Annotated in this window: 16 protein-coding genes and 1 tRNA gene; 11 read left to right on the forward strand and 6 right to left on the reverse strand. The window is 62.0% G+C overall.

The window, feature by feature from the left end; all coding sequences use genetic code 11:
• Positions 1-18 precede the first annotated feature (18 nt).
• The 6 genes from GO988_RS24090 to GO988_RS06995 all read left to right on the forward strand — a co-directional run bounded on the left by GO988_RS24090 (position 19) and on the right by GO988_RS06995 (position 2,626).
• A complete protein-coding gene (locus tag GO988_RS24090) occupies positions 19-345 on the forward strand; it encodes a hypothetical protein (protein WP_232341435.1) in 327 nt (108 codons plus the stop codon).
• Between the two features lie 63 nt (positions 346-408).
• Entirely contained in the window at positions 409-879 is a 471-nt protein-coding gene (locus GO988_RS06975; protein WP_157563534.1) for a hypothetical protein, read from the forward strand.
• 12 nt (positions 880-891) lie between these two features.
• Complete coding sequence (locus GO988_RS06980; RefSeq protein ID WP_157563536.1) at positions 892-1,260, forward strand: hypothetical protein; 369 nt, start codon at positions 892-894, stop codon at positions 1,258-1,260.
• A 208-nt stretch (positions 1,261-1,468) separates the two neighbouring features.
• Positions 1,469-1,687, forward strand: a complete 219-nt coding sequence (locus GO988_RS06985) for a hypothetical protein (RefSeq protein WP_157563538.1) — start codon at positions 1,469-1,471, stop codon at positions 1,685-1,687.
• The gene (locus tag GO988_RS06990; RefSeq protein ID WP_157563540.1) at positions 1,654-1,809 is read left to right on the forward strand and encodes a T9SS type A sorting domain-containing protein; all 156 of its coding nucleotides are present in this window, start codon (positions 1,654-1,656) and stop codon (positions 1,807-1,809) included. The genes GO988_RS06985 and GO988_RS06990 overlap by 34 nt, the downstream gene beginning before the upstream one ends.
• Positions 1,810-1,978: 169 nt before the next feature.
• Complete coding sequence (locus GO988_RS06995) at positions 1,979-2,626, forward strand: hypothetical protein (protein ID WP_157563543.1); 648 nt, start codon at positions 1,979-1,981, stop codon at positions 2,624-2,626.
• Between the two features lie 153 nt (positions 2,627-2,779).
• Here the strand turns inward: GO988_RS06995 and GO988_RS07000 are convergent, their stop codons facing one another.
• From GO988_RS07000 to GO988_RS07015, 4 genes are all read right to left on the reverse strand, one after another.
• Positions 2,780-3,163 carry a hypothetical protein gene (locus GO988_RS07000; protein WP_157563546.1) on the reverse strand — a complete coding sequence of 128 codons (384 nt, stop codon included), beginning with the start codon at positions 3,161-3,163 and terminating at the stop codon, positions 2,780-2,782.
• Positions 3,164-3,282: 119 nt separating this feature from the next.
• Positions 3,283-3,474, reverse strand: a complete 192-nt coding sequence (locus GO988_RS07005; RefSeq protein ID WP_157563549.1) for a hypothetical protein — start codon at positions 3,472-3,474, stop codon at positions 3,283-3,285.
• 204 nt (positions 3,475-3,678) lie between these two features.
• Positions 3,679-4,230 carry a hypothetical protein gene (locus GO988_RS07010; RefSeq protein ID WP_157563552.1) on the reverse strand — a complete coding sequence of 184 codons (552 nt, stop codon included), beginning with the start codon at positions 4,228-4,230 and terminating at the stop codon, positions 3,679-3,681.
• 81 nt (positions 4,231-4,311) lie between these two features.
• Positions 4,312-4,728 carry an ester cyclase gene (locus GO988_RS07015; RefSeq protein WP_157563554.1) on the reverse strand — a complete coding sequence of 139 codons (417 nt, stop codon included), beginning with the start codon at positions 4,726-4,728 and terminating at the stop codon, positions 4,312-4,314.
• Positions 4,729-4,848: 120 nt separating this feature from the next.
• Between GO988_RS07015 and GO988_RS07020 the strand changes: the two genes are divergently transcribed.
• Positions 4,849-5,418, forward strand: coding sequence for a hypothetical protein (locus GO988_RS07020; protein ID WP_157563557.1), 570 nt, complete (start codon positions 4,849-4,851; stop codon positions 5,416-5,418).
• A gap of 476 nt (positions 5,419-5,894) precedes the next feature.
• Here GO988_RS07020 and GO988_RS07025 read toward each other — a convergent pair.
• Positions 5,895-5,968: transfer RNA gene (locus tag GO988_RS07025), tRNA-Val, on the reverse strand.
• A 105-nt stretch (positions 5,969-6,073) separates the two neighbouring features.
• Here GO988_RS07025 and GO988_RS07030 point away from each other — a divergent pair.
• Positions 6,074-6,577 (forward strand): DUF6992 family protein, encoded by a 504-nt coding sequence (locus GO988_RS07030; RefSeq protein ID WP_157563559.1) that lies wholly within the window; start codon positions 6,074-6,076, stop codon positions 6,575-6,577.
• Between the two features lie 128 nt (positions 6,578-6,705).
• Here the strand turns inward: GO988_RS07030 and GO988_RS07035 are convergent, their stop codons facing one another.
• Positions 6,706-7,230 carry an acyl-CoA thioesterase gene (locus tag GO988_RS07035; RefSeq protein WP_157563561.1) on the reverse strand — a complete coding sequence of 175 codons (525 nt, stop codon included), beginning with the start codon at positions 7,228-7,230 and terminating at the stop codon, positions 6,706-6,708.
• Positions 7,231-7,341: 111 nt separating this feature from the next.
• Here GO988_RS07035 and GO988_RS07040 point away from each other — a divergent pair, with 111 nt between their 5' ends.
• From GO988_RS07040 to GO988_RS07050, 3 genes are all read left to right on the forward strand, one after another.
• The gene (locus GO988_RS07040; RefSeq protein ID WP_157563563.1) at positions 7,342-9,327 is read left to right on the forward strand and encodes an FAD-dependent oxidoreductase; all 1,986 of its coding nucleotides are present in this window, start codon (positions 7,342-7,344) and stop codon (positions 9,325-9,327) included.
• Positions 9,328-9,689: 362 nt separating this feature from the next.
• The gene (locus tag GO988_RS07045) at positions 9,690-12,656 is read left to right on the forward strand and encodes a PAS domain-containing hybrid sensor histidine kinase/response regulator (RefSeq protein WP_157563565.1); all 2,967 of its coding nucleotides are present in this window, start codon (positions 9,690-9,692) and stop codon (positions 12,654-12,656) included.
• A 68-nt stretch (positions 12,657-12,724) separates the two neighbouring features.
• Positions 12,725-13,144, forward strand: coding sequence for a hypothetical protein (locus GO988_RS07050; protein WP_157563567.1), 420 nt, complete (start codon positions 12,725-12,727; stop codon positions 13,142-13,144).
• Positions 13,145-13,308 lie beyond the last annotated feature (164 nt).

The following is a 13,308-nucleotide window of genomic DNA, read 5'->3' on the forward strand; positions in this document are numbered from 1 at the left end:
CCCGACCCGGCTGCCACCGTGCGCACGGGCTTCCTAGCCCAGGAAGTAGAGGCCACGGCCCGGCAGCTGGGCTTTCGCTTCGATGGCATTCAGGTCCCCGCCAACGCCCGCGACCACTACAGCCTAGGCTATGCCCAGTTTGTGGTGCCCCTGGTGCGGGCCGTGCAGGAGCTGAGCACGGAGAATGAGGCTCTCAAGGCTCGCCTCGCCACGGCCGTGGCAAAATCGGTGACCATGTCCACCGAGCTGCAAACCCTCAGGGCCCAAGCCACTGCCACCACCGAGGCCTTCGAGACCCGGCTGCGGCGGCTGGAGACCGCCATCGGTGGGCAGGCCCAGCGGTAGGCGCTGCCTTCGTGTCGGGGCGGTTTGTCCGCCCTAGTGCGCTTACTCTTAATCATTTTCAACATGAAACTTCCTCTTACCCTGTTGTTGGCCTTGCCCGCCCTCACTGGCCTGGCCCAAACCACGCTCACTAACGACGGGGCTACCCTCACGGTGCAGGCTGGAGCCACGCTCTACGTGGCCGGCTCGGTGCAAAACAATGCTACTAGCACTCTCACCAACGCTGGCACGGTGCAGCTTACCGGCGACCTCAACAACGCGGGCGCGCTCACTTCCAGCGGCACGCTGCTATTTAGTGGCAGCACTGACCAGGCCTTTACGCCGGGCACCGCCACCGTGACGGCCCTTACCCTCAGCAACACCGGCGCGACGGGTGCTAACCTACTCTTGCTCAATCAAGACCTTACCATCGGCTCGCTGCTCACCCTCATTCAGGGCCTATTGCGCACCCAGGTAGTCGGGGGCACGCTGCGCACCCTAAGCTTGCCCGATGGGGGTCGGGTCGTGGGCGAAGGCCCCGGCCAGTACGTGTAGGGCCGCTTGGCCGTGACGCGCGCTGCTGTGAGCGCCAGCACCGGCTCCGTAGACTTCACCAATGGACTGGTGCTTAGCCCTAACGGCCAAGCCCTCGGTCCCGTCACCGTGACGCGCACAGCTGGCCTACAGGCGGCCGGCGTGAGCTACGGCATCAATATAGGCGGCCCGAATAAAGGCATCGACCGAGTGTGGCAGGTGGCATTTGCTCAGCAACCTAGCTCCACCGCGCCTGCCTCTGTGACGCTGAGCTGGATGAGCGACGATGACAACGGCTTCAACGCGACTACCCCGGCCCAGCTCTGGCGCGCCGACCAGGCCCCTAGACCACGCAGGGCGCCCCGGCCAGCGCCAACGCCCGCAGCTTCACGACCAACGTGACGCAGCTAGGCACGCTTACCAAGTTTACCGCCCAGCGCCAGGGCCAGGACGGGCTGCTAAACTGGGCCACCGCCGCGGGGCTGCATAATGCTGCCTTTATAGTGGAAAGCTTGGCCGACGGCGCCAGCTGCCAGGAGCCGGCACCACTACGCAGGCCCAGCAGTACCAGTTTACTGACGTGAACCTAGCTCGCTACACCGTGGGCTAGGTGTACTACCGCCTGCGCCAGGTCGATACCGACGGCATGGCCACTTACTCACCCGTGCGGACGGTGCAAGTACCTTTTGAAGCTGGACTACTGGCGCAAGCCCACCCCAACCCCTCGCAGCAGCAGGATGTTACGCTCAGCATTCGCACCAGCCAGGCCGGGCCGGTAATCTGCGGTTTACCAACATGCTGGGCCAACAAATCGGGCAGCAGCCCCTGAACCTGGGCACGGGTGCCACTACCCAATTGCTGGAGTTGGCCAACGGACTAGCCGCCGGCGTGTACCTGCTGCAGGTGCAGCAAGGCAGTCAACAGCAAACTCTCAAACTGGTACGGCAATAACAATAACATAATTATTTAGGTCGACAGCTACTACCCCACATGCTAAAACCCTACTTTTTCGCCCCGCTCATCACGCTAGCAATACTGGCTATCGCGCCCCTGGCCCGGGCTCAAACCGGCGGCGTTAGTATCGGAACTACCCCCCCCCGATGCCTCTGCTGCCCTCGATGTGAGCAGCAGCAAAGGCCTACTGCCGCCCCGCCTCACCCAGGCGGCTCGCCTAGCTATGGGCACGGGCAACGTGCCGGCCCCCGCCTCTGGGCTGCTAGTGTACCAGACCGATGGTACCAGCCCCGGCTATTACTACGCCAGCAGCGCCACCACCTGGGTGCGCCTGGCCGATACCTCTACCGCCGATAGCCGCTACATCCAGAACCAGACCAGCGCCACCCAAACCGGCGGCTTCAAAATGAGTGGCGCAGGCACGGTGGGCGGCGCCCTAGCCATCGGCGGCGCGGCCACCGTGGGTAGCAATACCACGCCAGGCCAAGTACTCACCCCGGTCACCAGCATCCACAATATGTTGGCCGTGGCTTACGGGCAGATTGGTGCCAGTTCGGCTACTGCCTTTGGTGGCTCGGGCAACTACACGACCGCTCGCACAGGCACGGGCACTTACACGATTACTTTCTCGGCAGCCAGCGGCCTGAGCGGCGTATCACTCGACAACTACGCCATAGTAATGAGCCCGTACAACACCCCCAGCTTCATTACCTGGACGGCTTTCACCACCAACGGCATTATCAACGTGAGTACGTCCAACACTAGCGGCGCGGCGGCTAATCTGAACTTCAACTTCGTGGTGTTTCAGCAGTAGTTAGCTGCCCTACTCGCAACTCCCGAACCCGCACCCAGCGGCAGCACTTACGGCACCAACGAACCGCACCACTGAATAGGCCGATAGTGCTGCTCAGCTTCCGCAGTAGCGTGCTGCTCGAGGATTATGCGCAGGGGGGCAGCTGCCGAAAGTCTAGGGCGTGCGGCGACGCAGTAGATAACGAGTCTCCGAATCAACATAGCTGGTCGCATTGTCCAAGCTAGACCTGCGCCCTTGCGTTTGAACCGTTGTGACGTTGAATAGCTCCCAGCCGTGACGGCCCAGATAATTGAGCACATCGATGATGGAGTGCGAGGCCCTGATACTTTTGGCCATTTCGGCCATTTCTGGGTCAGCTACCGCACCCGGTGCCGATTGTCCGTAGTCGAGCTGCACACGGTCAGGCACGGAAAATAGTCGGTCATCCACCACCAGCGCACAGTAGCGATAAGGAGTGGTAACTAGTGCTGAAGGCGAAGCCTGAGCTTTCGCGTCAACAGCGCAGAGTAGGCAGAGGATTAGCGGCAGATATTTCATGCGAGCCAAGATAGAATTCGCTTCTTCTACACATGGCTAATGATGTCCCTAGGACTGCCGGAGGGGTGGGCATGAAAAAGCCCAGCTGGTGGGCGAGACTTTGAAAACGGGTGCCGTGCTTAGCGCGTTGGATTATTAAAGCCTGGGGATGTGGACCGATGCTCGGTCGGCTGAGGAGCATTGCGGCCCTCAACCTGCTTTTTAGGCAGCATAAAGGCGATGAGTGCGATGATAATGGCAACAATACCAAAGAGTAACAAGGCTCCTTTCTTCCAGTTGCGAGGGCCCGCTGTGGTGGCCACATCGTTCATGGGCAATTGAGGTGGATGAGGTTGCATAAGTCTGACTGTGAGATGAAATCTCTGATACGTAGACACGTAGCTAAACAGACAGGCGACTAACTTAATACTTTTCATACTAACGCGACGGCCTACTTTTACTGGTCGGTTGCCTGCTGTAAGCTCCTCCCCTACTGGCGGGGTGTGCAGCTTCCTGGGCAACTTGGGCGCAGGTGATTATTGCAAGGGCACAGATTTAGTCTTCACCGCAAAATCCCCGGCCGCCATGTCGGTGTAGTGAATAAGCACGTGGCCCGCGTGGGCGCTGTCCCGGGCAATTGGAATGCTATCGTGCTCCCATTGGTCGCAATGGGTGGAAAAGGGCTTTACGCCCAACTGCCCGCCGCTGGGGCGGTAAGTGAGCACAAAGTACCTACTCCAGCAACCCATGAACCATGCTGGGGCGATGCCCACGTAGTCGCGCCGGCCGGCGCCCAGGTGGTGGTAAACAGCCAGCATGCCGCCGATGGCCGTCTGTAGAACATAAGGACGCAGGGCCGGGTTGGAGCTGGTGAGGTAACTGGTACACTCGCCCACGCAATCCACATCAGTCGAATCTATTTTGGGCGGCACGAGCCATACGTATTCGGCCGTGCCATCGCCGTCGAAATCACCTTGCACGGCGCCTTCGGGGATAAGTTCCCGATTAGCCGGCTTGGTTGACGGGGGGGGCAGGCCGCTGCTCACAGCCGGCTCCCAGGCCAAGTAAGCAGCCCAGCAGAAGGACACGTTTCATCAGGCGAAGACAGGAAAAGCTCCTCCGTAGCCGGGGCTCTTCATCTACTTGCGAGGCGTACGTGAGTAAGGCATCTACTTGCGCAAGTGCGCTAGTACGGCAGCCAGGGTATTAACGCCCCAGTGCTCGTAGTATTTGCCCTCACGCAGGCGCACCATGTCCATCACCTCGATGGCCACCGGCTGCTCCGTAGCTGGCACACCTAGCAGGGTGCCAGTATGGATGCCAGTGATAGTCTTGCGCGTAGTAACTACTTCCCCTTCGGCCACTTGAGCATGAATGTGCACTTGCAGGTTGGATAGGGCCGGCCGTAGGATGTTGTGGAAGGTATGCCACATACCCCCCGGCCCATTGGCGGCGCCGGGGGTAGCGGAATGATTGACGAAGCTTTCGTCCATTAGCTCGTGAAAGCTGGCGAGGTTGCCCTCGGCGATAACCTCCTGGTTAAAGCGCTGCACCACGCGCTTGTTCTTTTGAAGTAGTGAGTCCATTGTTACAGCTAACCGGTCAGGAAGGCTTCGGTTTGGTGGCATAAAGTAATCATAGAAAAAGTCCCGTGGTGAGCGGGGCTTTCTCTATACTCACCTGCAAGCCCCACTTAGTTTTACAGCATGACACCTACGACTGCATACCGACTCGCGGGCCGTGCCACCGGCGCGATTTTCTTCACCCTATTTGGGGCCGCGTGGCTCAGTCTCTGGCTGGTCGGCATTCAGCACCTGACGCTACTTACCGAGGCGGGCGTAGTGCTAGGTGCCCTTGCCCTGCTCTTCGTCAGCGCCTGGGTGTTGCAACGGGCTAAACAAGTACCCACGGCACCCGTGAGTCCTGAAGAAGCAGCATTGAAGAAGCGGCACGGCCGCGTATTTGGCTGGGTCAATGCCGCCCAGTGGGGTACTATTTTTCTGCTGGGCTGGCTACTGCCCCGGCTCGGGTACGGGCAGGACATGATACCTGCCATTGTCATCGTCGTCGGGCTGCACCTTTTCCCCCTGGCGCATTTGTTTGCCAACCCAATACACCACCTGACTGGTGGCGCACTGGTAGCTTGGGCACTGGGGTGCCTGCTGCTGGGCCAGCAGCCAGACCTGCAGGCGCAGGCAGCCCTTGGGGCAGGATGCATCCTGTGGGTAAGTGCCGCCTACGCACTTTGGCTGGCCGTGCGGGGTGCACGCGGGTAGCGTTTGCGTGAGCGTTGGGTATAGAAAAAGCCCGTGGTTAGCGGGGCTTTTTCTATACTCTCGAGGCTTGCAGGTGGGCAGCGACGAAGAGCTGCAGTTGCTTCAGCAGAAGCTAAATACCGGCTACCAGGTAGCGCCCTACCCACTACCTTGAGGCAATGAACCTGCTCGCCCATTTATTAACTAACCTACGCCGCCCCCACCTACTACTGTAGCGCCGCGCCTCTCCCCCACCTGCGCCACTTACCGAGGCGGAACGGTTGGCGCACCAACTCGCTCGGCAGCCAGAAATAGTGCGCAAGCTAGCCATTGGCCTCACCTAGGAGAATACCAAAGGCCTCTTAATGATATTCAGCTTGTTAATGATATTCAGCTTGCCATTGCTACTAGATGAGAGATAAAGCCACAGAAATCGGGTCCTAAACCGGGGGCATAAATAAAAATACCCCCCCAGCAGCGCGCTAGAGAGGTATATGTGGGCAATGCCGGATTCGAACCGGCGACCTCTACCATGTCAAGGTAGCGCTCTAACCAACTGAGCTAATTCCCCGGCTTGCGACGCGGCCCGCGCGGCAGGGCCGCAAAAGTACACCGCCCGCCCGGTTTTTGACCAGGGCCCGCGCCAAACTTTCGGGACCGGCGTTTATTTGTAGCTATGTTGCTACTTACGCTTCCGGCCTTGGCGGCGCCCACCGCCCACTGGCTGGCCACTTACCAGCACCGCGAGCTGCTGCTGAGCCAGGGCTTGGGCCTGCTGGGAGGCTGGGCGCTCCTCAACCTGCTGGGCAGCGGCTACCAGCTGCCGCGCACCGACCAGCGCGCGTGGCCCCACCACTTCCATTTTATGAACTCCTGCTGGGGCTTCATCAACGCTATTTTGGCGGCGGTGGGCATTTTGCGCACGCACCCTGGCCGGCCGCCGCTGGGCCTTACCCCCGCCGGCGCGCTGGAGGCCCAGGTGTCGCTGGAGCGCATTTTTCTGTTCAATGCTATTCTCGACGTGGGCTATATGCTGGTGGGCCTGTGGCTGCTGAGCCGCGCCGCCCGCCCCACCGCTCAGCGGCCCGAGCGCCTGTTTGGCTACGGCCGCTCCTTGCAGCTGCAAGGAGCGTTTCTACTACTATTCGACGTGGTGATGTGGCTAGTCGTCAGACACTAAACCAATTGTTTACAACAGCTGGCTAATCCTTGCAAGCTGCTACTCGTACCACGCCATTGGCGGCGGCAGGGGGGTAGGCGCGCCACTTAGTATTGCCTATTGCTACGGCTGAGCTGGGGTTGATGTGCTCAATCGGGCTCGCCGGCGGCGCGGCGGGCCTTTTTCAGCTCTTGGCGCACGGTTTTCACACGCTCGTCGAAGCCGTCGGGGTCGTAGTCGATAGTGGGCACGTCGAGTTCGTCGAGCATATCCATGAGGGCGTCGGAGTGGTCGAGGCGCGTGCCGGCGGGCATCTGCACAAAGGTCATTTCGGACCACAGCAGCGCCAGCAGGCGGTGGCCATCGGCAGCGCGCATCTGCATCTCCACCACCAAGTTAGAGTTGTCGAAATGAATGAGCTGGGTGAGAATACGCACCGTACTACCCTGCCGCGCCGGCTTGAGGTAGCTCATGTGGTGCTTGGTGATAACCCAGGCGGCGCGTTGCTCGCGGGCCATCTGGCCCATGTTGAGGTCGTAGTGAGCGGCTACCTGGTCCTCGCGGGCGTTGAGGAAGTAGTCGAAGTAGCGGGCGTTGTTGAGGTGCCCCAGCATGTCACAGTCTTGAAAATGAATGCGATGCTGGGTTTCGGGAGTGCGGATGAGAGCGGCCATGCGGCAAAGGTAGAGTGCCGGCCCGGCCCCAAACTACTCGGCGTGCCGACTATATCGGCAAAAGGCAGTACCTTTTGGCTTCCAATATGGCTGCCCTTTCCCGCCCGAATTATGTTCGTTCTCACTCCCGCACGCCTGGCCGTGTTGCGCGCCGTAGCCGATACCCTTCTGCCCGCCGGCCCCGACCCCGCCGCCCTACCTCCCGGCTCGGCGCTGATTGATATGGGCAAGCTTGCGGCGACCATTCAGGCGCAATCAATGGGCGCGCAGGCCGAATTTGGGCAGCTTCTCGACTTACTTGACAAACCCCTGCTGAGCCTCACATGGCTGGGGCCGTTGCGGCCGTTTGGGGCGTTGGCGCCGGCCCAGCGCGAGCAGCTGCTGCAAAGCTGGGCCACCTCGCGGCTGCCGGTGCTGCGCAAGGGGTTTCATGCGTTGCGGCAGCTGTGCATGTTCCTGTATTATGGCGATAGCCCGGCCAGCGGCGCACCCAACCCGGCCTGGGCCAGCCTCGGCTACCCCGGCCCTACCCCCACCGACGCGCCCGTGGCCGCGCCGCGCCCGCTGCGCCCGTTGGCGCCCACCACCGATACCACCTACGACTGCGACGTTTTGGTGATTGGCTCGGGGGCGGGCGGGGGGGTAGTGGCCGGCGAGCTGGCCCAGGCTGGGCACGACGTGCTGGTGCTTGAAAAAGGCCCGTACTTCCACGGCGCCGACTTTACGCAGCGCGAGGCGGATATGCTGGGCCGCCTCTACGACGGGCGCGGCAGCCTCCTCACCCAAGATGGGGGGGTAGGGCTGCTGGCCGGCTCGTGCCTGGGCGGTGGCACCACCGTTAACTGGGCCGGCGCGTTTCGCACCCCCGACTACATCTTGGAAGAATGGGCCCGCGAGCACGAGGCGCCGCACTTTACTACGCCCGCTTTTGGGCGCAGCCTCGATGCCGTGGCCGCCGCCCTAAGCGTGAACACCGACTACCCGCGCCACAACGGCCAGAACCAGGCCCTGCGCGACGGCTCGGCCCGGCTGGGGCAGGCCACGCGCCTCATTCCGCGCAATGAGAAGGGGCTGAGCGACTCTGACCACCATTTCGCCGGGCTGGGCTATTCGTCGCTGGGCGATGCACACGGCATCAAGCAGGGCACGCTCAATACGTATTTGGCCACGGCTTTTGCGCACGGGGCACGCCTACTGCCCGATACGTGGGTCGAGCGCGTGACCAGCGCCGCGGGCCGCGCCACCGGGGCCGAGGCCGTGCACACGCCCATGGGCGGCTTGCCAGTGCGCATCACGGTGCGGGCCAAGCGCGTGGTGGTGGCGGGCGGCGCCCTGCAAACACCCGCCCTGCTGCTGCGCAGCGGGCTGCGGCATCCGCACCTGGGCCAGCACTTGCACCTGCACCCCACAGTGGTAGTAGCGGCCAAATACCCGCAGCTGATGCACCCGTGGCACGGCCCCAGCATGAGCATCGTCAACGATAATTTTGCGCGGCTGCACGGCTCCAACTTCGGGGCGAAGCTCGAAACGCCACCCACCCACCCCGGCCTGATGAGCATGGTACTGCCCTGGCTGAGCGGCCAGCAGCACCGCGACCTGCTGGCCGACGCCGCCTACCTAGGCTCGTTTATCGTGCTCACCCGCGACCGCGACGGCGGCCGGGTGCGCCTCGACAAGCACGGCGCGCTGCTCATCGACTACGAACTATCGGCCCACGACCGCGCCAGCATGCTGGCCGGCGTGCGCGGCGCGGCCGAAATTCACGTGGCGGCCGGCGCCCACACCGTGTATTTGCCGCACGGCACCCTGCCCACCCTGCGGGCCGAAAAGGGCGTGTTGCAGAACCCCGACGTGCTGAATCAACTGCCCCACCTCAGCTGGAAGCCTGGGCGCTTTGGCCTCTTCAGCGCCCACCAGATGAGCACCTGCCGCCTCGGCGGCCGGGCCGCTACCCACCCCGTACGGCCCACCGGCGAAACGGTGGAAATGCAGGGCCTGTACGTGGCCGATGGCTCGGCCTTTCCGGCGTGCAGCGGCGTCAACCCCATGCTCACCATTATGGCGCTGGCGCACTACACGGCGCAAGGCCTAAAGTAGCCCTCCCTCATGCTCGCCCGCCCGAGCGGGGGTAGGGCCGCGTAGGAGCAACCTAGCTCAAGCGCGGCTATGCACCTGATTAAGCAGCACTTGGCTTATAGGCGGGTATAGGGGCCCGTTTAGGCACAGCTCTAAATGGCACTTGCCCTGTTTTCGCTGCTGAGGTTATTAAGAAATTTAGGAAAGCAACGAAAATAGCCTCAGCAGGGCCCGTTGATAAAAATAAGCGGATGCAGCTAAAAATTTCAAAATAAATTGATGATATAATACAAATTATAAAATACTTAAAGGTAGTTCTACAAGAACTTTAGCAGTTGCACTTCCCGTATATTTGCTACTGCTATTCTTGTGTATCCGCTTTTATGTCCATCTCTACAAACAACTCTATTTCTCCGGCAGCGCAGCCCAAAGAAGAGCAAGCCTGGCGCGCGCAGGCCGAAGAGCAGCTCGCAGAGCTGCGGCAAGCCTTGGCCACCGCGCAGGCCCAGGTGAAACTGCAGAGCGAGCGCCTACAAGAATTGTTTGAGCTATTACCCGGCGGCGCCAAGGCACTAGGAACCAGTGTGGCTATGGCCAAGCTGCCCGTGCGCAGCGCCCTACCCCCCCACAACGCCGCCACCGAGCCGCACGATGTGGTGCAGGCGCAGCTGCTGGCCGACAACCCCAACCCCGTGCTGCGCCTAACGGCTACTGGCGAAGTGCGCTACGCCAACCCGGCGGCCCAGGCTCTGGGGCCGGCCCTCACCCACGCCTTGCAGCCCAGCGGCTACCTGCTGCCGCTGGTGCGCGCGGCGTTGCGCCTGGGCACTGCCCAGCAGCAGCAAGTATCGCTGGCCGACGACTGGTACTTGCTGCAAGTGGTGCCGGGCCGCGGCGATACCTGCGCCACGCTGTACCTGACTAATACCACCGCCCGGCACTGCGCCGAGCAGGGACTGGCCGAGCAGCGCGACTTCTACGAAACCATCCTGAACGCGCTGGCCGTGGATGTGGCCGTGTTTGACCCCGAGCACCGCTACCAGTTCGTGAACACGTCGGCCGTGAAAAACCCGATGGTGCGCGAATGGATTATTGGTAAAAACAACGACGAGTACTGCGCCCACCGCCAGCTGCCCGCCGAGGTCGCCACCGAGCGCAAGCGCCGCTTTGTAGAGGCGTGCCACACGCGGGCCAGCGTGCAATGGGAGGAGACCATTACCACGCCGGAGGGCCCGCAGCAGTGGGTGCGCATGCTGCAGCCGCTCTACCGCGCCGATGGCACGCTGCGCCTAGTGGTGGGCTCGGGCATCAACAATACCAAGCGCCACCAGGCCGAGCGCAAGCTGGCCGAGCAACAGGCCTTCTACGAGCTGGTGCTGAACCAGATGCCCTGCGACATCGGGGTTTTTGACGCGCAGTTTCGCTATTTATTTGTGAATGAGCGTGGTATGAAAGACCCAGCCGTGCGCGAATGGGTGATTGGCAAGGACGACTTTGCGTATTTTGCTCGCACCAACCGGCCCCGCGCAATGGGCGAAAAGCGCACGGCCCAGTTCGAGCAGGCCGTGCGCGAGCGCCGGCTAACCACGTTTGAAGAAACCTTTCCGCGCCCCGACGGCACGCGCCACCTGCTGCGCTGCATCCAGCCGGTGTTCAACCCCGATGGCTCGACGCGCATGCTGGTGGGCTACGGGCTCGACATTACGGAGCGGGTGCAGGCCGAGCAAACGCTGTTGCTGGCCAAGCAGGCGGCCGAAGAATCGGCGCGGGTAAAGGAGGCCTTTTTGGCCAACATGAGCCACGAAATTCGCACGCCCATGAACGCCATCCTGGGCATGAGCCAGCTGCTGGCCAAGACGCCGCTTTCGGCCGACCAGCTGAACTACCAGCAAGCCATTGGGGCGTCGGCCGAAAACCTGCTGGTTATCATCAACGACATCCTCGATTTGTCGAAGCTCGAAGCAGGCAAGTTGGTGCTCGAAATTATTGGCTTCGCGCCGGCGCACTTGCTGGCCCAGGTCGAGCAAACGCTGCGCTTTAAGGCCGCCGAAAAAGGCTTGGGCCTGGTAACGGTGCTCAACCCGCAGGTGCCGCCCGTGCTGCTCGGCGACCCCTACCGCATTCGGCAAGTGCTTTTGAACCTGGCCGACAATGCCTTGAAATTTACCAGCAAAGGCCTCGTTACCGTGGAGTGCGCCATCTTGGCGCCTACCCCCGATATGCCGGCCGACACCGTGGCCATCGAGTTTAAGGTGACGGATACCGGCATCGGCATCGAGCCCGAATACCTAGCCACCATGTTTACCGAGTTTAGCCAGGCCGACTCTTCCGTGACGCGCAAGTACGGCGGTACGGGCCTGGGCCTGAGCATTTGCCGCGACATGGTGAAGCTCATGGACAGCGAAATCCACGTGAGCAGCAAAAAGAACAAGGGCACGACCACCCAGTTTACGCTGCACCTACCTGTGGGGCCGCCCCAGGCCATTGCGCGCCGCAAGCTGCCGATGGCCGACATTGCCCTGCGTATGCACCACCTGCGCGGCAAGCGCGTGCTCATCGTCGAGGACAACTTGTTTAATCGCCAGATTGCCAAGTCTTTTCTTAGCCAAGCCGAAGTGCACGTGGTGGAGGCCGAGCACGGCGCCCAAGCCATCGACCTGGTGCAGCGCCACCAGTTCGACCTGATTTTGATGGATGTGCAAATGCCGGTGATGGATGGCTACGCCGCCACCGCGTTTTTGCGCCAGCAGCTGGGCCTTGCTACCCCCATTATTGCCCTCACGGCCAATGCCATCAATGGTGAGCGCGAAAAATGCCTGGCCGCCGGCATGAATGCCTACCTGGCCAAGCCCTTCCAGGAGGCGCAGTTGCTGCAGCTGCTCCTCGACTGGGCCGCGCCGGCCGCGCCTTCTGCCGGCCCCGAGCAGCTGGCCCCGGAACCTACCCCCCCGGCCCCGGCTGAGCCTACCCCCCCGCCCAGCCTGTACAGCATCGACGACTTGCTGAAGGCCGGGCAGGGCGACCCGGAGTTTGTGGAATTTATGCTGCACACTTTCGCTGAGAGCTGCCAGGAGGCTTTTCAAGACTTGCACCGCGGGTTGCGTGAGGCCGATGTGAAGCTGCTCAAAGGCACTGCCCACACCCTCAAGCCTAGTTTGCAGCACCTCAACGCCTGGCACGCCCTACCCCCCGTCGAGAAGCTTAACCAGTGGAGTGGCGACTTTGCCCTGGCCCCGCTGCAAGCGTTAGTAGCTGAGATAGAGCTGCTGCTGAACGAAGTACTGACCCTGATTGCGCTCGACTTGCGCGAGGAGCGCATTATGACGCGCGTGCTTATACCAGCCAAGTAGCTGGGCGGCGGGTGTGCCATGGGCAGAAATTTTGCGTAAGCCTAGTTTTGCCCTTCTTACCCGCCCCTATGTCCTCGGTATTTCCCTCACGTTTGCTGGCTGGCGCCACGGTGCTGGTGCTGGCCAGCAGCTGCTCCATCTTTCACCGCAAGCACGCCGAGCCCGCCCCGGTGGTCGAAACCGTGCGCACGCCCGATTCGCCTACCCCCCCCACCGCCGCCCGCGACCTGGCCGACGTGATGACTTCGGTGCTGCACCTGCGCCCCGACCAAACCACCAAGGTGCGCCAGATTCTGAGCTCGACCGTGGAGCAAGCCAACGCCGCCCGCCAGCAATACCCCGCGCAGTCGCCGCAGCTAAATGCTGCCCTGAGCCGCATCAACAAAGATTCTGATAGCCAGATGCGCCAGGCGCTGGGCCCGGCCACCTACAAGGAAATGCAAGCCAAAGGCGCCCAAATTCGGGCCCAGATGCAGCAGCGGCAGTAGCCACCCTACCCCCCTGGTTGCGGCTGGGGCTCGGTGGGCGGCGTGGCGCGAGCGGCGCCGCGGCGGTGTCGGCGTAGAGTTCGGCCAGCGGCAGCACCAAGCCCAGGCCGGAAATTTCCAGTACCTGGGCGGGCTTGGTGAGCAGGGTGTAAAAATCTCTGCCT

This window comes from Hymenobacter ginkgonis (genome assembly GCF_009755225.1).
Lineage (GTDB): Bacteria > Bacteroidota > Bacteroidia > Cytophagales > Hymenobacteraceae > Hymenobacter > Hymenobacter ginkgonis.